Here is a 19873-nt window from a genome sequence, read left to right as displayed (position 1 = left end):
CGCTACATTTAGCAAAAACAGGCTCGATTACGTGATATTCGGGATGGAATTATGCGAATGAACATGAAGAAAGTATCTTTATCATTATTGGCTCTGGGTGTATTGGCGGGTGTTTCTGTCAACGCGTCTGCGCTACCTGCCGATTTTCCTGTTATGCCTGCGGCAACTGTCCCCGTGAGTGAATACGTCACGGCGGTTAATGCGGATAGCAGCATTACCTTCCGCCTGTTTGCGCCAACGGCGAAACAGGTCAGTGTTTTTACCGGTTCGACGCCCGATAGCATCGTGTCCCATGCGATGACGAAAGACGAATCTGGCGTGTGGTCGTTCAAAACGTCAGCGTTGGCACCGAACCTGTATGAATATTTTTTTAGCGTGGACGGTTTTCGCACCATTGATACCGGTACGGCGTTGACTAAACCGCAGCGTCAGGTGAATACCAGCCTGATTCTGGTACCGGGGAGTATTCTGGATGTGCGTCAGGTGCCACACGGTGAGCTAAGAACGCTAACCTATCATTCCAACGCGTTGAAATCTGAGCGTCAGGTGTATGTCTGGACGCCACCGGGCTATAGCGAATCGTCAAAACCGCTGCCGGTACTTTACTTCTATCATGGCTTTGGCGACACAGGGGCATCGGCCGTGGTGCAAGGGCGGATACCGCAGATAATGGATAATCTGCTGGCGGAGAGAAAGATTGAGCCGATGCTGGTCGTCATTCCGGATACGGAAACGGACGTTCCCGGCATCATCCCGGAAGAATATCCACCGCAGGAGCGCCGCAAGGTTTTCTACCCGCGCAATGCGCTGGCGGCGGACAGGGAGCTGATTCATGACATTATCCCCGAAATCGGCAAACGTTTTAACGTCCGTAAGGATGCGAACGGCAGAGCGCTGGCCGGGCTGTCTCAGGGCGGCTATCAGGCGCTGGTATCTGGCATGAGCCATCTGGATCATTTCGGCTGGCTGGCAACGTTCAGCGGCGTTACCACCGAAACGGTACCAAACACGGCTGTTGCCGCACAGCTTGAACGGCCTGAGCAGATCAATCAGCAACTGAATAACTTTACGGTCGTGATTGGTGAAACCGACAACATCACCGGTAAGGATATTGCAGGGCTGAAAACGACACTGGAGCAGAAGAATATCCGTTTTGACTACCGCCATTATCCGAATCTCGGCCATGAAATGGATGTCTGGCGACCGGCCTACAGTGAATTTGTTCAGAAACTTTTTAAATAGCGTCTTCGTACTGCGGGCAGCCTCGTCGCATGTCCGCTTTCTCTGATGGCAGCCTGATTCTGCGGGCTGCCACATCAACGACTGCCAAGCACCGTTAAGGATAATCATGTCTATCCGTAGATATTTTTCCCGTTTCGCCATGTTGATCGTGGCATTACCTCTCTTCAGCACGTTTACCGTGCAGGCTGCTCAAACCTCACCTTTTGATGTTGCCGATCATAAGCAGATTCGCGTCATTATCAGCGCGGATGCGAAAAACGAAGCTGATGATGATTTTGCCGTTGCCCATGCGGTGTTGACGCCGACGATGCAGGTTAAAGGGTTGATTGCTGCCCATTATTCCCGTACCGCGCCGTTGATGAAACGCGATGGCGAAAACAGCATGATGGAAAGCTATCATGAGCTTCAGCGCCTGATGAATGTGATGGGAAAGGCTGACATTCCCGTTTATCGCGGTGCGACGCAGGCGCTAAAAGCTGACGGTGGCACGCCTGCGCTGAGTGAAGGGGCGCAAATGCTGATCAAGGAAGCATTAAAAGACGATTCGCATCCGCTGTTTGTGTTAGTCATGGGGCCGATTACGGATATCGCCGCCGCGTTACAGGCTGAACCGAAGATCGCCAGCAAAATGACGGTGGTGTGGATTGGCGGCATGCCTTATCCGAAAGGCGGCTGGGAATACAATATGTTCAACGATCCGGTTGCGGCGAACAGCGTATTCAAGTCTCAGGTGCCGCTGTGGCAGGTTCCACATAATGTCTATATGTCCGTGCGCGTCTCGCTGTCTGAGCTTGCCGTACGCGTTAAGCCACAAGGGAAGGTCGGAGAGTACCTGTGGCAACAGTTGATCGAGTTTAATCGTGCGATTTCCGAAACCATCAAGGATGTTCCCTGGCCGAAAAGCGAAGTGTGGGTCTTGGGCGATAACCCCTCGGTATCTCTGCTGCTGGATGACCACGAATATCACTACACGCTGGTTAATGCGCCACAGTTAAACGACGATCTAACCTATGCGCCTCAGGAAAATGCTCGTCAAATTCGGGTATATAACGCCGTCGATGCCCGATTCACACTGGAAGATTTCTACGCCAAGCTGGCGTTGGCCTATGGTCAGGAAAAGTAAAGCGTATGGAGGGTTAATCACGCTTACTTAAACACGGATTTAGAGACAACGAGGTGATGTTTGCTACTTAAGCCTCACTTATTTAGCGACAGAATTTTCTCTACCGGATTAAAACGTCACGCTTGATCAGAAAATACACTGGGATGAGTTGCCGACATGGACACTTCATCTCAGTGCTCTTGCCACCACCTTGATAATTAAGCTCCCATTTTTTAAGTGCTTAATTTTAAAGCCCTCAACGTTTAAGTACCCGCCTTATTCTGGCGATGTCCGCTCTCTGTGACTGAGATACACCTCATATAACTTTCGATACGATTCATTACTTTTCTTTACCTTTGATCAAAAACAATATTTTGAATGCATCTTTTTGTTATTCATACGGCGAGTAATGTCACGACAGTTGTTGTGGTTTCTGTCAAATAGATAACTAAAATGACCGCCAGTAGGCGGCTTAAATTGGACACAAACGCATGGTCAGGATAAGCACGTCAATCTCCTATCTGTGGGGCATGGTAGCCAGTCTTTTTCTCATGATGCCCGCCTATTCCGCTGATGCTCCGGCGTCACCGCCTCCCGCGCCGATAGAGGCAAGAAATTCAGTCTTCACCGCTCAACACCCCGATCAGTTCAACTCGTGGAAGGCCACCAGTGAACAGTCAGAACGTCATGATGCGCTGGCAGAAGATCCCTATATGGTGATCCTCTGGGCGGGTTACCCCTTCTCCAGGGACTATAACAAGCCGCGTGGCCACGCTTACGCAATAACAGATGTGCGTGAAACGTTGCGTACCGGCGCACCGAAAACGGCAGAAGATGGCCCTTTGCCAATGGCGTGCTGGAGCTGTAAAAGCCCTGATGTAGCACGGTTGATCCAGCAGGAAGGCGAGGACGGTTACTTCAAAGGTAAGTGGGCGCGAGGCGGGCCGGAGATTACTAACGATCTCGGCTGTGCAGACTGCCATGATACCGCGTCGCCGGATTTTGCTCAGGGCAAACCGGCGCTGACGCTGTCTCGCCCCTATGCGGAACGTGCGATGGAAGCGATTGGTAAGCCGTTTGATCAAGCTAGCCGGTTCGGCCAGCAGTCTATGGTCTGTGGACAATGCCACGTTGAGTATTATTTTTCTGGTAAAGACAAAGCGGTGAAATTTCCATGGGATAACGGCACGAAAGTCGAAGACATGGAAAAATACTATGACGCCATTTCTTTCTCCGACTGGACCAACACCCTTTCCCGCGCACCGATGCTGAAAGCCCAACATCCAGAATATGAAACCTGGAGTGTCGGTATCCACGGTAAAAATAACGTGACCTGTATCGACTGCCATATGCCGAAAGTGAAAAACGCAGACGGCAAGCTGTACACCGATCACAAGATTGGTAACCCCTTCGATAATTACGGCGAAACCTGTACCAATTGCCACACGCAGGATAAAGCGGCGATGCAGGCGGTTGTCGCCGAACGTAAAACGGCTATTCATGAATTAAAACTGAAAGCGGAAGAACAGCTGGTTCATGCACATTTTGAGGCCAAAGCGGCCTGGGATGCCGGTGCAACCGAAGCGGAAATGCAGCCGATTCTGATGGATATCCGCCATGCTCAGTGGCGCTGGGATCTGGCGGTTGCCTCTCACGGTATTCACATGCATGCGCCAGATGAAGGCTTACGGATGCTCGGCACGTCGCTGAGTAAATCCGCTGAGGCGAGAACCAAGCTGGTGCGCCTGTTGGCACAAAAAGGCGTGACAGGCGAAGTCAAGCTGCCGGATATCTCAACGAAAGAAAAAGCGCAGCAGGCGATTGGGCTCAACATGCAGCAAATCAAAGCCGAAAAACAGGATTTCCTGAATACGGTAGTGCCGCAGTGGGATGAGCAAGCGCGTAAAGCAGGACGACTGAACTAATAACCCCTCATCGCCCGTGGACGCGGGCGATCATAAAGTGGAGTGGATATGAGCGTATTACGTTCGTTATTGACTGCCGGGGTGCTGGTATCAGGCATGCTTTGGGCATTGCCAGGGCTGACGCAGCCCGCACCTCAGGCGGAAAAAGGAGAGCGGTGGGAGGTTATGCCACAGCGCAATCCTGATGAGGCTTGTCTACAGTGTCATAAACCGGAAGAGGATGGCATGCAGGGGAAACATGCTTCCGCCATCAACCCGCATAATCAAAAACAGCTGACCTGTACTAACTGTCACGGCAAGCCGTCGCTGCTGCACCGCGAAGGTGTGAAAGATGTCATGCGTTTTAACTTCCCGATGTACAAGGTGGAAGAACAAAATGGCGTCTGTATGTCATGCCATGCGCCCGAACAGTTGCAGAAAGCGTTCTGGCCACACGATGTGCATGTGACGAAAGTAGCGTGTGCCAGCTGTCATCAGATGCACCCCGTGCAGGATAGTATGCAGACGCTTAACGACAAGAGCCGCATCAAACTGTGTGTGGATTGCCACAGCGACCAGCGTAATAACCCCGATTTTAACCCAGCCTCAGTACATCTGGGTAATAAGAGGTAGCCATGAGTTGCTCTCGTCGTCAATTTCTTGCCCGTATGGGAGGGCTGATTGCCCTCACCAGCACGGCGGGGCAGGTTGTCGCACAGACGCTGAATATCAACGGCGTCCGCTACGGCATGATCCACGATGAATCGCTCTGTATCGGCTGTACGGCATGCATGGATGCCTGTCGTGAGGTCAATCAGGTGCCGGAGGGCGTATCGCGCCTGACGATCATTCGCAGCGAACCGATAGGGACGTTCCCGGACGTGAAATACCGTTTTTTCCGTCATTCCTGCCAGCACTGCGATCATGCACCTTGTGTTGACGTGTGTCCTACCGGGGCGTCGTATCGCGATGCAGCAAACGGCATTGTGGATGTGAATCCCGATCTGTGCGTAGGGTGCCAATACTGTATTGCTGCCTGCCCTTATCAGGTGCGCTTTATTCATCCGAAGACGAAAACGGCGGATAAGTGCGATTTTTGCCGCAAGACCAACCTGAAAGCCGGAAAGCTGCCTGCCTGTGTGTTGTCTTGTCCGACCAACGCGCTGACGTTCGGTAACCTTGACGACCCTGACAGCGAGATTTCCCGCCTGCTTCGTCAACAGCCGACGTATCGCTACAAAATCGCGCTCGGCACTCGTCCTAAGGTTTATCGCGTACCGTTTAAATACGGGGAGGTTCATCAATGACGCCCGTGTCTTCAAGCGCATTCCATTTTGATTCGTTGGTCTGGGATTGGCCGATTGCGATTTACCTGTTTCTGGTGGGCATTTCTGCGGGGCTGGTGACGCTGTCGGCCCTGCTGCGGCGCTACCATCCTGAACAGGCAACCGCCGACAGTACGCTTATGCGCACCACGCTGATTCTCGCGCCCTGCACCATCATTTTTGGATTGCTGATTCTGATCTTCCACCTGACGCGCCCCTGGACGTTCTGGAAGCTCATGTTCCATTACAGCTTTACCTCGGTGATGTCGGTCGGGGTCATGCTGTTTCAGGTATACATGGCAGCGCTGGCTGTCTGGCTCGCCAATATTTTTAGCGAGCAGGTTATCGTGCTGCAACAGCGCTGGCTACCGAAGCTGACGCTCGTTCCCAAAGTGCTCGGCTGGCTGGCGCCGCTGCAGAAATCGCTGGATATCGTGATGTTGCTGCTGGCGGTGATGTTAGGGGCTTACACCGGATTCTTACTGTCCGCGCTGAAGACTTATCCGCTGCTGAATAACCCGATCTTACCGGCGTTGTTCCTGTTTTCAGGGGTGTCCTCTGGTGCCGCGGTAGCGTTGATCGCCATGGCCTGCCGCTATCGTAATAATCCGCATAGCGAAGAAGCGCACTTTGTACACCGCGTTGAAACACCGGTCGTGTGGCTGGAGATCTTCTTGCTGTTCGCGTTTTTTATCGGCTTGGCCTTAGGGGATGATGGGAAGCAGCGCGCGCTGGTGGTCGCACTGGCTGGGGGATTCTGGGCCGTATGGTTCTGGCTGGGCGTTGTCGGGATTGGATTAGTCATTCCCTTGCTGCTCAAGTCATGGGCTAGCCGGTTGCATTCACCTTATGGTGTGCTGGCGGTGTGTGGCATGAGTCTGGTGGGCGTCCTGCTACTGCGCTTTTTTATCCTCTATGCGGGGCAGTTAACCGTTGTCTAATTCCCAGCAAGAGGCCTGTTGATGTTGTTATTGCCAGAATGTGGGTATGTGGCGCTGTTGCTGGCGGTTTGCGTCGGTGTGGCGACAGCATTGCTAACATTTTCAGGTTACACCCTGCGTTGGTCGGGTACATACCGACTGGCGCGGTGCTGGACGTTGGTGCTGTTTGGCCTTGTGCTGTTCGCGTTTGTCGCGTTGGCGCTGAGCGTGGTGCAGGATGATTTTTCTGTTAATTACGTCGCTCAGCATAGCCACCGTGATTTACCGCTAGGGCTAAAGATTGCCGCGGTCTGGGGCGGGCATGAAGGATCGCTACTGCTGTGGCTGTTATGTTTAACCGGTTGGAGCGCTGCGTTCGCCTTCCGCTACCGTAAGGCGACGAGCGACCTGTTCCCGCTGACGCTGGCGGTACTGGCCGTGATAGCGACCGCGTTGCTGGTCTTCATTGTCTTTTTTTCCGATCCCTTTGTGCGTCTCTTCCCGCCTGCAGTGTCGGGGAGGGATCTCAACCCTATGCTGCAACACATTGGCCTCATCCTCCATCCGCCGTTGCTCTATCTGGGCTATGGCGGATTAACCGTGAGTGCGGCGCTGGCGTTAGCGGCTCTGATCCACGGTGAGTTTACGGCACCTGCTGCCTGGATCTGCTGGCGCTGGACGCTGCCTGCATGGAGCCTGTTAACGCTGGGGATCATCCTGGGATCGTGGTGGGCCTATAACGAACTCGGCTGGGGAGGATGGTGGTTCTGGGATCCGGTAGAAAATGCCTCGCTGCTCCCTTGGTTAACGGCCAGTGCATTGCTTCACAGCCTGTCGGTTACCCGCATGCGCGGCATCTTCCGTCACTGGTCGCTCATATTGGCATTGCTGACGTTCATTTTATGTTTGCTGGGAACGCTGATCGTGCGTTCCGGGATACTGGTTTCCGTCCATGCCTTCGCTCTCGAACATGACCGTGCGGTGCCTTTATTTATTCTGTTTGCCTGCTTAAGTATGGCGGCGCTGGCGGTTTACGGCTGGCGCGCTCAGCTTATCCGCTCCGCTGCCCGCTTTTCCGGCTGGTCGCGGGAAATCGCGCTACTGCTGGTGCTGCTGTTATTCAGTGCCGTCGCGCTGGTGGTGCTTCTTGGCACGCTTTACCCGATGATCTATGGGTTAGCGGGGTGGGGAAAGATCTCCGTGGGCGCACCTTATTTTAATCGTGTGCTCTTGCCCTTCGGTGGCCTGATGCTGTTGCTCATCGGGGCAGCGGCGGGAGGCTATTGGAAACGCAGCGCGCGATGGCCTGTCCGGCGCGTAGTCGTAACGCTGACGGTCGGCGTCGCCACCGCGCTGGTCTTATGGCCGCATGGGGTCGCCGTCGCACTGGCTGCGGGTTTGATCGGCTGGGTCATGGCCGCGCAGTGGTTGCAGCCGCTATCGGCGGTACGTCAGCAGCTTCCTGCACTGCTGGCGCATACGGGTGTGGCGCTGTTTGCCTTGGGGATTGTGTTCTCTGCGGGCAGCAAACAGGAAATCAGCGCCAATGTCGGTCAGGGGGAACAGGTCTCGCTGGGCAACTACCATTTCCGCTTTTTACAGCTGGATTTAGTGGCGGCGCAGAATTACACCGCAGAGCAGGCCGTGATTGCGATTTATCGCGGCGACTCGCCGATCGCCCGCGTCATGCCGGAACGTCGTTATTACAACGCACGCAAGCAGCAGATGGTTGAACCGGGTATTGCCTGGGGGCCGATCAGAGAATGGTATGCCGTGATGGGTGAGAAAACCGGCGAAAACCGCTATGCCATGCGGTTCTATGTACAAACCGGTGTTCGCTGGGTATGGGGCGGCGGCATGTTAATGGTCGCAGGCGCACTGCTGGGGTGGTTCAGAGGGAGAAGGGTCTATGACTAAGCAGATTACGTTTCTTCTTATTCTGCTGGCTTTTTCTGTGCAGGCTCAGGTGGTGGATACCTGGGTGTTTGCCAGTCAGCCACAGCGTCAGGCTGCTCTGGCGATTGCCGGCGAATTACGCTGCCCACAATGTCAGAACCAGAGCCTGCTGGAATCGAATTCGCCCGTGGCGGTCAGCATGCGCCATGAGGTCTTCTCTATGGTGGAGCAGGGCAAGGGCAAGTCAGAAATCATTGCGTTTATGAATCAGCGCTATGGTGATTTTGTTCAGTACAACCCGCCGATGAAAATGCAAACGGGCATTCTCTGGCTCACGCCGCTGTTTTTGCTGCTAGCGATTGCGGTTATCGCGTGGCGGGTGATACGGCGACAGAACCGTGGGGCGAGCCAATGAACCTGTTAACCCTAAATCTGTTAAATATCGTGTTCATCGTTGCCGCGAGTGTTGCTCTGGCTGCCGGACTGTTATGGCCGCTGTTGCCCCAGCGCAAGACGGAGGAGGAGGACAGGCTACCGCGTTTAGCAGATCGCATCTGGCATTTTCAGTGCGAGCAGGCAGGGAAGTCCCTTTCTGAACATGAAGCCAGAATGCTAGGGCGCGAGCTGTCTCATGACCTGCCGTTAGCGTCATCTTCTGTTTCTGCATCGCGCCCGATGCCTGTTATCGCCGTTGCGGTCGCGCTCATCGCTATCCTGTTGGCCAGTACGACGTTCTACATGCTCAGCCAGCGCGGTGTGCTTGTTCAGGCAGAACGCCAGCGATTGGCCGATCCGCTACACGATTTTAGCGCCGCGCAGCAGCAGGAAAAGCAACTGGCTACCTTGCAGGACCGTATTCGTAAAACGCCGGGTAACAGCGTCCTCTGGGCTGAACTGGGTGAATATTATCTTTACCGCAACGCGTATGACAACGCGCTGCGCGCTTATCGGCAGGCGATTGTGCTGAAGGGCGACAGCGCGGAGCTGTATTCGGCACTGGCGACGGTGCTGTATTACCAGGCGGGTCAGGTCGTCACGCCGCCTATGCAGGAAATGGTCGATAAAGCGCTGGCGCTGGATGCCAATGAAGTGACGGCGCTGATGCTGCTGGCGTCGGACGCGTTCCTGAAAGCGGACTATGCGCGCGCGATTGCGATTTGGCAGCGCTTGCTGGATACCTATAGCCCGCGGGTTAATCGTGTCCAGTTGATCGAAGCAATCAACACCGCAACGCTGCTGAAGAACAGCCAGAAATAGTGCGCGATACGTTTTGCTTTCGTTGTTTCTCATTCCGTACGGCTACAGCTTATTACTGGTTTTACTGTTATACGGCGTAGAAATTATGCAGCGGTGGGCGTGAGCACCGAGTGAGCGGCACGGATGCCGCGAAAGCCAGTGCCGCGTCGGGAACGCGTCACTGGTGGCTCGGGTTTTGCTCATGAACACCGATGGTACCGCGCAGCGGCATAATTTAGCCGGAAGCCAGGGTTCGCAGGGCGACGGCGATTGAGCCGCCCTGCGTCGGGCGCGTGCTAAGCGGTAGCATGAAATGAAGGTCTTGTGGCGCACGAAATAGTCTCGGTGGCTGCATAAAAATATGCCCAATAGATTTCCGGTTTAAGCATGTCGGCGTGGTTTTCGATACGGTGCGATGACAGGAATAACCGGAATCACCGGTTTTATTGATCTCAATAAAAGAGATTAACTCTTTATGGTTAGGGTCCCCGAGAGGGGGGAGTAAGGGCACCATGTTATTCTATATCCAAGGGTATATGGCATTAGAAAGCAGGAGTACACCCCGATGTTAGAAGCGCGCGATGTGGTTTGCATACGCGATGAGCATGTGCTGTTCAGCGCGTTGTCGTTTACGGCGAGCCCCGGTGAAATGGTGCAGATTGCCGGTGCTAACGGCGTGGGCAAAACCTCGCTGCTGCGCATTTTAAGCGGTCTGGCGACGCCCGAGTCGGGGGAAATTCTCTGGAAGGGGCAACGCATCAACCGCATGCGTGAGCAGTTTAACCAGCAGCTTCTGTGGCTAGGTCATCAGCCGGGCATCAAGAGCGTCCTGACCGGTGAGGAGAACCTCCGCTTTTTCTATCCGCATCAGCATCAGGAGGCGCATTGGCAGGCGCTGGCCGCTGTCGGGCTGGCTGGGTATGAAGACGTACCCGTGGCGCGCCTTTCGGCAGGACAACAGCGGCGCGTTGCGCTGGCGCGTTTGTGGCTTACCGATGTTCCGCTGTGGATTCTGGATGAACCGCTTACCGCGCTCGACGTGGCGGGCGTCGACATGCTGACACTGCGTATGGAACACCATATTGCGCGCGGCGGCATCATCATTTTAACCACTCACCAGCCGCTGCGTCCGTTCGCTCAGGCTATTCGCTGTATCCAGCTTACGCCGAGTGAAGGAGCACTATCATGCGGCGTCTGATGGCCCGAGAGTTGCGCGTCGCGTTACGTAATAACGCCGAAATTCTCAACCCGCTGTGGTTCTTCCTGATCGTCATCATTTTGTTCCCTCTGGCCATTGGACCGGAGCCACAGCTATTGATGCGTGTGGCACCGGGCGTGGTGTGGGTCGCGGCATTGCTGGCTTCTCTACTGGCGATGGATCGGCTTTTCCGTGACGACTATCAGGACGGTTCGCTGGAACAGCTGACGCTGCTGCCTTTGCCGCTGCCGTTAGTGGTGCTGGCGAAAGTCGTGGTGCATTGGATGGTTAGCGGGCTGCCGCTGTTACTGCTTTCCCCACTGGCGGCGCTGCTGTTTGGACTGGACAGCCACGGTTGGTGGGTGATGGCGTTAACGCTGTTGCTCTGCACGCCAACGCTCAGTTTTCTGGGTGCGATTGGGGCGGGATTAACGGTCGGATTGCGCCGCAGCGGTGTGCTGTTAAGCCTGCTGGTCTTGCCGCTCACCATACCGCTGTTGATTTTTGCCACGGCGGCGGTCGAGGCCGCCATGATGCAACTGCCGGTAGGTGGGTATCTGGCGATCCTCGGCGCTTTTCTGGCGGGCAGCGCCACCCTGAGCCCGTTTGCCACGGCGGCGGCGTTGCGGGTGAGCATACAATAATTTTCCGATCTCAGGATCGCGTTCATCGTCCCGTTGGGATGAGTTTTAGCAGAGTGAGCACTCGTTATGTTGAAAAAAAACTATCAGCTTACGCAGCCGGATCGCCTTTATGGCCTTTGCGGCAGGCTTATCCCGTGGTTTGCCTTGATTAGCGCGGCGCTGTTGATCGGCGGTTGCCTGCTGGGATTTGGTTTTGCGCCTGCGGATTATCAGCAAGGGCAAGGGTATCGCATCATGTACCTGCACGTGCCAGCGGCCGTATGGTCGATGGGCGTTTATGCCGTGATGGCGATGTTTGCGCTTATCGGACTGATTCGGCAGTCAAAAACGGCAGAGCTTGCCGTCGCGGCGATGGCGCCGGTCGGGGCAGTCTTTACCTTCATTGCGCTGACTACGGGGTCCACCTGGGGTAAACCGATGTGGGGAACCTGGTGGGTCTGGGATGCGCGCCTGACATCGGAACTCGTTCTGCTGTTTCTGTATGTGGGCATCATCGCGCTCTACAACGCGTTTGACGATCGCCGTCTTGCCGGTCGTGCGGCGGCCATTCTGGTACTGGTCGGCGTGGTGAATTTACCCATCATCCATTTCTCGGTCGAGTGGTGGAATACCCTGCATCAAGGATCGACAAAAATGCAGAAGACCATCGATCCCGCCATGCGTCTTCCGCTGCGAATCATGATGTTAGGTTTCATGAGTCTTTTCGTGACATTGTCACTCATGCGCTTGCGTAATTTGATACTGATGCAGCAGCGTCGTGCGCCTTGGGTTGCGGCGCTGGTCAATAAAGAGGGAGTCGCACGATGAACATCGCTTTTACAAGCTGGCAGGATTTCTTTGCGATGGGCGGCTATGCCTTTTACGTCTGGCTGGCCGTGGTGCTAACGCTGCTGCCGCTGAGTGCGTTGGTCGGGCAGACCCTCTGGCATCGTCGTACATTGATGAACGACATCCGTCGCCAGCAGGCGCGCGAGCAGCGCAAGAGCACGGCCCGTCAGTCGAAAGCGGTGGAGGTGACGCCATGAGTGCGCCGCGTAAAACTCGCCTTTATTCCATTCTCGCCGTCATTTGCGGCGCGGTGTTGACGATTGCGCTGACGCTCTATGCGCTGAGTTCAAATATCGACCTCTTTTATACGCCCAGCGAAATTCTTTACGGCAAGAACGAAACGCAGGAAAAACCGGCGATCGGGCAGCGCTTGCGCGTCGGCGGCATGGTGATGCCGGGCAGCGTACGTCGTGACAGCCAAAGTCTGGAAGTGCGTTTCACCGTTTATGATGCGCAGGGTTCCGTCGAGGTGACTTACAACGGGATGTTGCCGGATCTGTTCCGCGAGGGGCAAGGTGTGGTGGCACAGGGCATTCTGGATACCGACGATCACATCATGGCGAAAGAAGTGCTGGCCCGACATGATGAAAACTACACGCCACCGGAAATCAAGGCGGCGATGGAAGGACAGCACGGCCATGCACCGGCGACTGCCACAGAGGGTAAACGGTTATGATGCCTGAAGTGGGCAATTATCTGCTCTGTCTGGCGCTGGGTGTTGCGCTGTTGCTCAGTGTGTATCCGCTGTGGGGCGCGTCGCGTCAGGATACCCGCCTGATGGCATTGGCGCGTCCGCTTGCCTGGGCGCTGTTTGCATGCATTTTGGCGTCTTTCCTCGTGCTGGTGCATGCGCTGGTGATCAATGATTTCACCGTTCTTTATGTAGCCAACAACTCGAACCGTGCGTTGCCGGTATGGTATCGCGTGGCGGCAGCGTGGGGCGCACATGAAGGGTCGCTGCTGCTCTGGGTGCTTCTGATGAGCGGCTGGACCTTCGCCGTGGCGATATTCAGTCGAGGGATGTCGCTGGATGCGGTTGCCCGTGTGCTGGCCGTTATGGGGATGATAAATGTCGGTTTTTTGCTGTTCATCATCCTGACGTCGAATCCCTTTACGCGCACGCTGCCGGACTACCCGATTGACGGGCGCGATCTCAATCCGCTGTTGCAGGATGTCGGGTTAATCTTCCATCCGCCATTGCTCTACATGGGCTATGTCGGGTTTTCTGTGGCGTTTGCCTTTGCGGTCGCTTCGCTGCTGGCGGAAAGACTGGACAGCGCGTGGGCGCGTTGGTCCCGACCGTGGACGCAGGCAGCCTGGTCATTCCTGACGCTGGGTATCGTGCTGGGTTCGGGCTGGGCGTATTACGAACTTGGCTGGGGCGGCTGGTGGTTCTGGGATCCGGTCGAGAATGCATCATTGATGCCGTGGCTGGTGGGCACGGCACTGCTGCATTCGCTGTCGGTTACCGAAAAACGCGGCAGCTTCAAGGCCTGGACGGTACTACTGGCTATCGGTGCGTTCTCGCTCTGCCTGCTGGGGACATTTCTGGTTCGGTCCGGCGTATTGGTATCGGTGCACGCCTTTGCCTCCGATCCGGCGCGTGGGATGTTTATCCTCGCGTTTTTGGTCATTGTTATCGGCGGTTCTTTGCTGCTGTTCGCCATCAAAGGCAACCGGGTACGGGCGCGAGTAACGAATTCACTCTGGTCGCGGGAAACGTTCCTGCTCGGCAATAACCTGATCCTGATGGCGGCGACGCTCGTGGTGCTGCTGGGAACGCTGCTGCCGCTGGTGCATAAACAGCTGGGCTTAGGCAGCATCTCGATTGGCGCACCGTTCTTCAACACCATGTTTACCTTATTAATGGCACCGTTTGCCTTACTGCTGGGCGTAGGGCCGCTGGTTCGCTGGCGACGCGATGAACCGCAAAAGCTGCGTAAGCTACTGCTGATTGCGCTGGCCGTGACTGCGGCATTGTCGTTGCTGCTGCCGTGGCTGTTACAGGATTCGCTGGTTGCCATGACGGTGGTCGGTCTGTCGATGGCGCTGTGGGTGTTCTTCTTAACGGTATACGAGCTGCATAGCAATTCCACTCGGCGTCATGGTCTGCTGCGCGGTTTGACCAAGCTCTCACTGAGCCAGTGGGGCATGGTGTGCGGCCATATTGGGCTGGCGGTGACGGTGGTAGGCATCGCTTTCAGCCAGAATTATAGCGTCGAGCGGGATGTGCGGATGCGGGCTGGCGACAGCATCGCGATCCACGATTACCGTTTTACGTTTCAAGGCGTGCGTGATGTCGTGGGGCCTAACTGGCAAAGCGCAAAAGGGACGATTGAAGTGACGCGCAACGGCAAACCGGAAGCGACGCTGAAAGCGGAAAAGCGCTTCTACAACACCAGCGGCGCGATCATGACGGAAGCCGCCATTGATGCGGGTGTGACGCGCGATCTCTATGCGGCCTTGGGTGAAAAGCTGGATGACGGTAGCTGGGCGGTGCGGCTGTATTACAAACCGTTTATCCGCTGGATTTGGTACGGCGGGGGGCTGATGGCGTTAGGGGGCATCCTGTGCATGTTTGACCCGCGCTATCGCCTGCGTCGCGCCGTTCGGGAGACAGCATCATGAGTCGCAAAATTTTGTTAATTCCGCTCGCCCTGTTTTTACTGCTGGCCGTTGCCTTGCTGTGGCAACTGGTGCGCAACAGCGACGGCGATGATCCCATGCGGTTGGAATCTGCTCTGATTGGTAAACCGATTCCCGAATTTCGTCTTGAATCGCTGGATCAGCCGGGAAAGATTTATAACCAATCTGAACTGAGCGATGGTAAACCGCTGCTGCTGAACGTCTGGGCGACCTGGTGCCCGACGTGCCGCGCGGAGCACCAGTTCCTCAACACGCTGGCGGCGCAGGGGATTCGCGTTGTGGGCATGAATTATAAAGATGAACGCCCCAAAGCGGTTGAGTGGCTGAAAACGTTAGGCAACCCCTATGCGATGAGTTTGTTTGATGGTGACGGCATGTTGGGGCTGGATCTGGGCGTGTATGGCGCACCGGAAACCTTCCTGATCGACGGGAAAGGCATCATTCGCTATCGCCATGCGGGCGATCTCAATATGCAGGTGTGGCAAGAAACGCTGCAACCGCTGTGGGAGAAATACAGCAAGGAGGGCGGCGCATGAGAGTGCTGAGTTTCCTTGGTGCATTACTGCTGTCGTTCAGCGTGCTGGCGTCCTCCGAGGTATTGCGTTTTGACAACGACACGCAGGAGCAACAGTTTCGTGAGTTGACCATGCAACTGCGCTGCCCGAAATGCCAGAACAACAGCATTGCCGATTCCAATTCGATGATTGCTTCGGATATGCGGCAGAAAGTGTACGAGCTGATGCAGCAGGGGCAAACGAAAGAGCAGGTTGTCGATTACATGGTGGATCGTTACGGTTATTTTGTGACGTATGAGCCGCCGATCACGCCGTTTACCATTCTATTATGGCTGCTGCCGGCACTGTTTCTGGCGGCGGGCGCATGGATGATTATTCGGCGTGCGCACCGCATCAGAAGTACCAAAGAACCGATGAGCGAACAGGATAAAAAGCGCTTGCAGACGCTGTTGGGACGTGAGGAGAAATCGGAATGATGCTACTGACAGCAACCATTGTGCTATCGCTGATTGCGCTTTCTGCTCTGCTGCTTGCGCCGTGGTCGTCACGGGGCGAATACGATCGTGATGCAATTAATCAGGCGCTGTATCGCGACCGGCTGCGTGAGCTTACTGCGGATGTTGCCAATGAACAGGAGCGTGCTCAACTGGTTGAGGAGCTCCAGCATACGCTGTTGCAGGATATTCCCGGCGGCGCGAAGGCACAGCAGCGTCCGCTAAACCGCTGGGTTTTGTTGCCGGGCGTATTACTGCTGGTTATCGTCAGCCTCGGCGTGTTTTGGAAGACGTCTGCGGTTAATCGGGTGCAGGCGTTACAGCAGGTTGCTGCGTTAACGCCGGACCTGATGAAGCGGGCATTGGATCCCGACGCTGAACCACTGACCATTGAAGAGGTCGCGCGTCTCGGTCTGGGGCTGCGTAGCCAACTGGAAGCCCAGCCAGATAATCCCCAAGACTGGTGGATGCTGGGGCGCATTGCGGGATTGCTGAACAACTACGACATGTCCGTGCAGGCGTTTGCCAGGGCGTTCCAGCTCGATCCGAAAAATACGGATCTGGCACTGGATTATGCCGATCTGCTGTCGCGCTCCACCGACCCGCGTGATAGCCAGCGCGGTGGAGACATGCTGCGTGAACTGATGAATTCCGGCTCGACCAATGTGCGCGTGCTGAGCCTGCTGGCTTTCAATGCCTATGAAGCCCAGCGCTATCAGGACGCGATTGATGCCTGGCAAATGATGCTGAAACTGCTCCCGCAAAACGACACACGCCGTGCGGTCATCGAGCGCAGCGTCGCGCAGGCGAAAGCATCACTGTCGGTGCAGGCGGTCACTGGGAAGTAAAAATTCTTTTGTCTTTATCATCAATAGCAGAAGGGCGAGATATCGCCCTTTTGTTGTTTCTATTATTTCTGTTGTTACCGTGAAGGTTTCGTGCGCAATAAGCAGGGTAACTCTTTGCAATTGTTGCAGTGAAGATTTCGAGCGTAAAGAATTGCGCTGAGGTGAACGTGGCCGCCGGATGAGCGGCATGGACGCCGCGAAAGTCTGCGCCGTGCCGGGAACGCGTCGCAGGCGGTCCGAACAGCGGATACGAACGCCGAAGGCACCGCGGAGCGGCGTAATTCCCCGCGAAAAGCCAGGGGGCGCGGGGCGACGGCAATTGAGCCGCCCCGCGTCGGGCGCATGCGACGCGAGTTGCAGAAAATCACGTGGCTTACTGCGCACGAAACCCTCACGGTACTTACAAGAATACGTTACTACCGCTCTACGGACTTTGTCAGCAACGATAGGACGGCATACGCCGTCCCGGGTGTTACGAAGGGGGGTTATAACCCGCTTTTGACGCCGTGCATGTCCGGCAGTTTGTGGGCGATGCCTTTATGGCAGTCGATACAGGTTTGACCGAGTTTTATCGCTTCGCTGTGTTTTTCCGCCGCGACTGTTTTTTGCCCTGAGAAGTCCATATAGTCAAAGTTGTGGCAGTTGCGGCATTCCTGAGAATTGTTGTTTTTCATGCGCCGCCATTCGTTCTGCGCCATCGTCAGCCGGTGTGCTTCAAATTTTTGTGGCGTATCAATCGTGCCCATTATTTTGCCGTACAGCTCTTTACTGGCCTGAATCTTACGTACCATTTTCGGCACAAACTCATGCGGAACGTGGCAATCGGGACAGGTGGCGCGTACGCCGCTGCGGTTGCTGTAGTGCGCGGTTTCCATATATTCCTGATAGACTGTATTACGCATTTCATGACAGCTGATGCAGAACGCTTCGCTGTTGCTCATTTCCATGCCTTTCTGGGACGTCGCCAGAAAGAAAATACCGCCTGCGAAGCCGATAATGAGCAATGTTCCCAGCGCCAGCCGACTCGGGCGGCGCCACCATTGCCATAGCTGGCGCAACAACCGTCCCACTTTTCCTGGCTGTTTCATAGCAAACCTCACTGTCCAAAGCCTTTAGAAGGGGTGAACGTGTTACCGGTGATCGGTGAACTATCCGCTTGCGGCACGTGGCATTGCAGGCAGAAATGACGGGCAGGGGCGACATTGCTCAGCACTTTACCGTCTCTGTCGACAAAGTGGGTTGGGCTGACGCGGGGGGCGCTGGTGGAACGGTAGTTCTCCACGCCGTGACACTGAAGGCAGCGGTTAAAGGTCGGGGTGACCTGATAGCCATCCACGCTATGCGGGATCATCGGTGGCTGGTTGACATAGTTGAGTGCCATACGCTCCTGCTGCTTCGGCATCCGGCTATTTCCCGGCTGTGTCGCGGCGACTTCCGGCGATTGGCTTAAATCGACCTGTGCAGTGGCTATCGCACTGCCCAGTATCGCCAGGGCGGTGATCCAGCGAAACCATCCCATTCTCAGGCTTTTCATGACTTTGCTCCCGATTTCCATCTAAGGGTTATTTTAAAAACGTCTTCAGCGCAGACATCAATACAACGTCCGCATGTTATGCAGTCTCGGTCAGTAACCTGTGCCGGACTGTGTTTATCGAGTAAAGGGGCGCGCAACACCTGTGGCTCTGGACAGACATGAAAGCAGTCCATACAGCGCGTACAGCGTTCACGCTCAGTGGCATCCACAGCCAGCGCGCCTTTACCGCCAAGCGCACCATACAGCGCGCCGGTTGGGCATAGGTGTCCGCACCAGCCGTGCTCCACGACCCACAAATCAAACAGAAATAGCGCCAGCAGCAGCCAGATACCTGCACCAAACCCGAAAATCAGCCCGCGACCCATCAGTGAAACCGGGTTGACCCATTCCCACAGCAGCCCGCCCGTCAGTGCGCTTCCTGCCAGAATAAGCATCAGCAGCAGATAGCGCAGATTACGAGGGATCGTCGCCGAGGCAGTGATGCCGAAACGACGACGTAGCCAGGCAGCTAAATCGGTGAGCGGATTAACCGGGCAGACCCAGCTACAGAACAGGCGCTTGCCTGCCAGCGCATAGCCCAGCGCGATAATCAGTGCACCAATCAGCGCAAGCGTGGCGGGCAGATGACCACTGGCCAGACTTTGCAGCACCATCAGCGGATCGCTAAGTGGTACTGTGTCGAGTAAACGACTGGCGCTGTAGTTACCGCGCAGGATCCAGAACCCTAGCAGCGGGCCGCTAAGGAACATGAGCAGCACCAGAGATTGCGTCAGACGGCGCAATACCAGCCAGCGGTGGCTACGCCACCAGCCTTTTTTCGCTCGGGCTTCTCGTCCGGCGTCCTGCTTACGATTTGCCATTGCGTGCCTCCAGCCAACTGAAACGGTAGTGGTGTCCGAGTTCGCCTTTTGCCAGCGCGCGCGGCAAGACCTTGATCGCAGGCTGTTCCAGTACGCAGGCTTTTTCACATTTGCCGCAGCCGGTACAGACATCGCTATGCACCGTAGGCAGAAAACGGGCGTGTTTTCCGGTTCGGGCATTGCGCTCCGGCTCCAGCGTGATGGCGCTATCGATGAGGGGACAGACGCGATAGCACACATCGCAACGTAACCCCTGATAGTTCAGGCAGTTCTCCTGGTCGAGCAGCACCGCTAATCCCATGCGGGCGTCATCGATGGTGTCCAGCGGCTGTAAGGCGCCGCTGGGGCAGGCGACGACGCAGGGGATGTCCTCACACATCTCGCACGGGATATCGCGTGCGACAAAGTAAGGGCTTCCGGCGGCGGGACCGGAGACCAGCGTTGCCAGTTTCAGTGTGTCGTACGGGCAGGCCTGAACACATTGGCCACAGCGGATGCAGGCACCGGAAAACGCCGCTTCCGACAGCGCACCCGGTGGCCGTAGCCGGATCGCGTCGGCCTGAGCGCGTCGCTGCTGAATGCCGAGTATCGTGACCGCGGCGGATAAACCCGCAACGGCACGGACGGCGTCACGCAGAAAGCGACGGCGAGCGGGTGATGAATGTTCCGGGCGTGCCATGC

Annotated in this window: 22 protein-coding genes; 18 read left to right on the top strand and 4 right to left on the bottom strand. The window is 55.8% G+C overall.

Annotation, left to right across the window (positions count from 1 at the left end):
- Positions 1-57 precede the first annotated feature (57 nt).
- From I2D83_RS13010 to ccmI, 18 genes are all read left to right on the top strand, one after another.
- Positions 58-1242: an esterase gene (locus I2D83_RS13010; protein ID WP_205946657.1), complete on the top strand. Its 1185-nt coding sequence runs from the start codon at positions 58-60 to the stop codon at positions 1240-1242.
- Positions 1243-1348: 106 nt separating this feature from the next.
- Positions 1349-2365 carry a nucleoside hydrolase gene (locus I2D83_RS13005; protein ID WP_181844769.1) on the top strand — a complete coding sequence of 339 codons (1017 nt, stop codon included), beginning with the start codon at positions 1349-1351 and terminating at the stop codon, positions 2363-2365.
- Positions 2366-2895: 530 nt separating this feature from the next.
- Positions 2896-4269, top strand: coding sequence for an ammonia-forming nitrite reductase cytochrome c552 subunit (gene nrfA / locus I2D83_RS13000; RefSeq protein ID WP_225182606.1), 1374 nt, complete (start codon positions 2896-2898; stop codon positions 4267-4269).
- A 48-nt stretch (positions 4270-4317) separates the two neighbouring features.
- Positions 4318-4881 (top strand): cytochrome c nitrite reductase pentaheme subunit, encoded by a 564-nt coding sequence (nrfB, locus tag I2D83_RS12995; RefSeq protein WP_205946656.1) that lies wholly within the window; start codon positions 4318-4320, stop codon positions 4879-4881.
- Positions 4882-4883: 2 nt separating this feature from the next.
- The gene (gene nrfC, locus I2D83_RS12990; RefSeq protein WP_138254960.1) at positions 4884-5555 is read left to right on the top strand and encodes a cytochrome c nitrite reductase Fe-S protein; all 672 of its coding nucleotides are present in this window, start codon (positions 4884-4886) and stop codon (positions 5553-5555) included.
- Positions 5552-6514 (top strand): cytochrome c nitrite reductase subunit NrfD, encoded by a 963-nt coding sequence (gene nrfD, locus I2D83_RS12985; RefSeq protein WP_181828767.1) that lies wholly within the window; start codon positions 5552-5554, stop codon positions 6512-6514. Before nrfC ends, nrfD begins: the two co-directional genes overlap by 4 nt.
- Before the next feature lie 21 nt (positions 6515-6535).
- Positions 6536-8410, top strand: a complete 1875-nt coding sequence (locus tag I2D83_RS12980; protein ID WP_181828766.1) for a heme lyase CcmF/NrfE family subunit — start codon at positions 6536-6538, stop codon at positions 8408-8410.
- Complete coding sequence (gene nrfF, locus I2D83_RS12975; RefSeq protein WP_205946655.1) at positions 8403-8804, top strand: heme lyase NrfEFG subunit NrfF; 402 nt, start codon at positions 8403-8405, stop codon at positions 8802-8804. Before I2D83_RS12980 ends, nrfF begins: the two co-directional genes overlap by 8 nt.
- Positions 8801-9646, top strand: coding sequence for a heme lyase NrfEFG subunit NrfG (gene nrfG / locus I2D83_RS12970; protein ID WP_205946654.1), 846 nt, complete (start codon positions 8801-8803; stop codon positions 9644-9646). The genes nrfF and nrfG overlap by 4 nt, the downstream gene beginning before the upstream one ends.
- A gap of 544 nt (positions 9647-10190) precedes the next feature.
- A complete protein-coding gene (ccmA, locus tag I2D83_RS12965) occupies positions 10191-10823 on the top strand; it encodes a cytochrome c biogenesis heme-transporting ATPase CcmA (protein WP_205946653.1) in 633 nt (210 codons plus the stop codon).
- Positions 10811-11467 carry a heme exporter protein CcmB gene (ccmB, locus tag I2D83_RS12960; RefSeq protein WP_180777950.1) on the top strand — a complete coding sequence of 219 codons (657 nt, stop codon included), beginning with the start codon at positions 10811-10813 and terminating at the stop codon, positions 11465-11467. Before ccmA ends, ccmB begins: the two co-directional genes overlap by 13 nt.
- Positions 11468-11533: 66 nt before the next feature.
- Positions 11534-12274 carry a heme ABC transporter permease gene (locus I2D83_RS12955; RefSeq protein ID WP_180777951.1) on the top strand — a complete coding sequence of 247 codons (741 nt, stop codon included), beginning with the start codon at positions 11534-11536 and terminating at the stop codon, positions 12272-12274.
- Positions 12271-12492, top strand: a complete 222-nt coding sequence (gene ccmD / locus I2D83_RS12950) for a heme exporter protein CcmD (protein ID WP_015840634.1) — start codon at positions 12271-12273, stop codon at positions 12490-12492. Before I2D83_RS12955 ends, ccmD begins: the two co-directional genes overlap by 4 nt.
- On the top strand, positions 12489-12971 hold the full coding sequence (ccmE, locus tag I2D83_RS12945; RefSeq protein WP_205946652.1) for a cytochrome c maturation protein CcmE: 483 nt from the start codon (positions 12489-12491) through the stop codon (positions 12969-12971). The genes ccmD and ccmE overlap by 4 nt, the downstream gene beginning before the upstream one ends.
- Positions 12968-14923 (top strand): heme lyase CcmF/NrfE family subunit, encoded by a 1956-nt coding sequence (locus I2D83_RS12940; protein WP_205946651.1) that lies wholly within the window; start codon positions 12968-12970, stop codon positions 14921-14923. Before ccmE ends, I2D83_RS12940 begins: the two co-directional genes overlap by 4 nt.
- Positions 14920-15477, top strand: coding sequence for a DsbE family thiol:disulfide interchange protein (locus tag I2D83_RS12935; RefSeq protein ID WP_205946650.1), 558 nt, complete (start codon positions 14920-14922; stop codon positions 15475-15477). The genes I2D83_RS12940 and I2D83_RS12935 overlap by 4 nt, the downstream gene beginning before the upstream one ends.
- Positions 15474-15932: a cytochrome c-type biogenesis protein gene (locus tag I2D83_RS12930; RefSeq protein WP_039498966.1), complete on the top strand. Its 459-nt coding sequence runs from the start codon at positions 15474-15476 to the stop codon at positions 15930-15932. The genes I2D83_RS12935 and I2D83_RS12930 overlap by 4 nt, the downstream gene beginning before the upstream one ends.
- Positions 15929-16798 carry a c-type cytochrome biogenesis protein CcmI gene (ccmI, locus tag I2D83_RS12925; protein WP_194430344.1) on the top strand — a complete coding sequence of 290 codons (870 nt, stop codon included), beginning with the start codon at positions 15929-15931 and terminating at the stop codon, positions 16796-16798. Before I2D83_RS12930 ends, ccmI begins: the two co-directional genes overlap by 4 nt.
- Positions 16799-17283: 485 nt before the next feature.
- Here ccmI and napC read toward each other — a convergent pair whose 3' ends face one another.
- Genes napC through napG form a run of 4 tightly spaced genes read right to left on the bottom strand, consistent with a single transcriptional unit; the run spans position 17284 to position 19871 of the window.
- Positions 17284-17886 (bottom strand): cytochrome c-type protein NapC, encoded by a 603-nt coding sequence (gene napC / locus I2D83_RS12920; RefSeq protein WP_015840628.1) that lies wholly within the window; start codon positions 17884-17886, stop codon positions 17284-17286.
- A gap of 8 nt (positions 17887-17894) precedes the next feature.
- Positions 17895-18332, bottom strand: a complete 438-nt coding sequence (napB, locus tag I2D83_RS12915; protein ID WP_015840627.1) for a nitrate reductase cytochrome c-type subunit — start codon at positions 18330-18332, stop codon at positions 17895-17897.
- Positions 18329-19192, bottom strand: coding sequence for a quinol dehydrogenase ferredoxin subunit NapH (gene napH / locus I2D83_RS12910; RefSeq protein ID WP_181848485.1), 864 nt, complete (start codon positions 19190-19192; stop codon positions 18329-18331). The genes napB and napH overlap by 4 nt, the downstream gene beginning before the upstream one ends.
- The gene (gene napG / locus I2D83_RS12905; RefSeq protein ID WP_205946649.1) at positions 19179-19871 is read right to left on the bottom strand and encodes a ferredoxin-type protein NapG; all 693 of its coding nucleotides are present in this window, start codon (positions 19869-19871) and stop codon (positions 19179-19181) included. The genes napH and napG overlap by 14 nt, the downstream gene beginning before the upstream one ends.
- Between the last annotated feature and the right edge of the window lie 2 nt (positions 19872-19873).

The organism is Pectobacterium aroidearum (genome assembly GCF_015689195.1).
Classification (GTDB): Bacteria; Pseudomonadota; Gammaproteobacteria; order Enterobacterales; family Enterobacteriaceae; genus Pectobacterium; species Pectobacterium aroidearum.
This window is presented reverse-complemented; position numbering and strand designations above follow the sequence as displayed.

Bases quoted from the DNA above. Each gene is read 5' to 3' on its own strand.
- I2D83_RS13010 (WP_205946657.1), top strand. From the start codon at position 58: ATGAACATGAAGAAAGTATCTTTATCATTATTGGCTCTGGGTGTATTG.
- I2D83_RS13005 (WP_181844769.1), top strand. From the start codon at position 1,349: ATGTCTATCCGTAGATATTTTTCCCGTTTCGCCATGTTGATCGTGGCA.
- nrfA (WP_225182606.1), top strand. From the start codon at position 2,896: ATGATGCCCGCCTATTCCGCTGATGCTCCGGCGTCACCGCCTCCCGCG.
- nrfB (WP_205946656.1), top strand. From the start codon at position 4,318: ATGAGCGTATTACGTTCGTTATTGACTGCCGGGGTGCTGGTATCAGGC.
- nrfC (WP_138254960.1), top strand. From the start codon at position 4,884: ATGAGTTGCTCTCGTCGTCAATTTCTTGCCCGTATGGGAGGGCTGATT.
- nrfD (WP_181828767.1), top strand. From the start codon at position 5,552: ATGACGCCCGTGTCTTCAAGCGCATTCCATTTTGATTCGTTGGTCTGG.
- I2D83_RS12980 (WP_181828766.1), top strand. From the start codon at position 6,536: ATGTTGTTATTGCCAGAATGTGGGTATGTGGCGCTGTTGCTGGCGGTT.
- nrfF (WP_205946655.1), top strand. From the start codon at position 8,403: ATGACTAAGCAGATTACGTTTCTTCTTATTCTGCTGGCTTTTTCTGTG.
- nrfG (WP_205946654.1), top strand. From the start codon at position 8,801: ATGAACCTGTTAACCCTAAATCTGTTAAATATCGTGTTCATCGTTGCC.
- ccmA (WP_205946653.1), top strand. From the start codon at position 10,191: ATGTTAGAAGCGCGCGATGTGGTTTGCATACGCGATGAGCATGTGCTG.
- ccmB (WP_180777950.1), top strand. From the start codon at position 10,811: ATGCGGCGTCTGATGGCCCGAGAGTTGCGCGTCGCGTTACGTAATAAC.
- I2D83_RS12955 (WP_180777951.1), top strand. From the start codon at position 11,534: ATGTTGAAAAAAAACTATCAGCTTACGCAGCCGGATCGCCTTTATGGC.
- ccmD (WP_015840634.1), top strand. From the start codon at position 12,271: ATGAACATCGCTTTTACAAGCTGGCAGGATTTCTTTGCGATGGGCGGC.
- ccmE (WP_205946652.1), top strand. From the start codon at position 12,489: ATGAGTGCGCCGCGTAAAACTCGCCTTTATTCCATTCTCGCCGTCATT.
- I2D83_RS12940 (WP_205946651.1), top strand. From the start codon at position 12,968: ATGATGCCTGAAGTGGGCAATTATCTGCTCTGTCTGGCGCTGGGTGTT.
- I2D83_RS12935 (WP_205946650.1), top strand. From the start codon at position 14,920: ATGAGTCGCAAAATTTTGTTAATTCCGCTCGCCCTGTTTTTACTGCTG.
- I2D83_RS12930 (WP_039498966.1), top strand. From the start codon at position 15,474: ATGAGAGTGCTGAGTTTCCTTGGTGCATTACTGCTGTCGTTCAGCGTG.
- ccmI (WP_194430344.1), top strand. From the start codon at position 15,929: ATGATGCTACTGACAGCAACCATTGTGCTATCGCTGATTGCGCTTTCT.
- napC (WP_015840628.1), bottom strand. From the start codon at position 17,886: ATGAAACAGCCAGGAAAAGTGGGACGGTTGTTGCGCCAGCTATGGCAA.
- napB (WP_015840627.1), bottom strand. From the start codon at position 18,332: ATGAAAAGCCTGAGAATGGGATGGTTTCGCTGGATCACCGCCCTGGCG.
- napH (WP_181848485.1), bottom strand. From the start codon at position 19,192: ATGGCAAATCGTAAGCAGGACGCCGGACGAGAAGCCCGAGCGAAAAAA.
- napG (WP_205946649.1), bottom strand. From the start codon at position 19,871: ATGGCACGCCCGGAACATTCATCACCCGCTCGCCGTCGCTTTCTGCGT.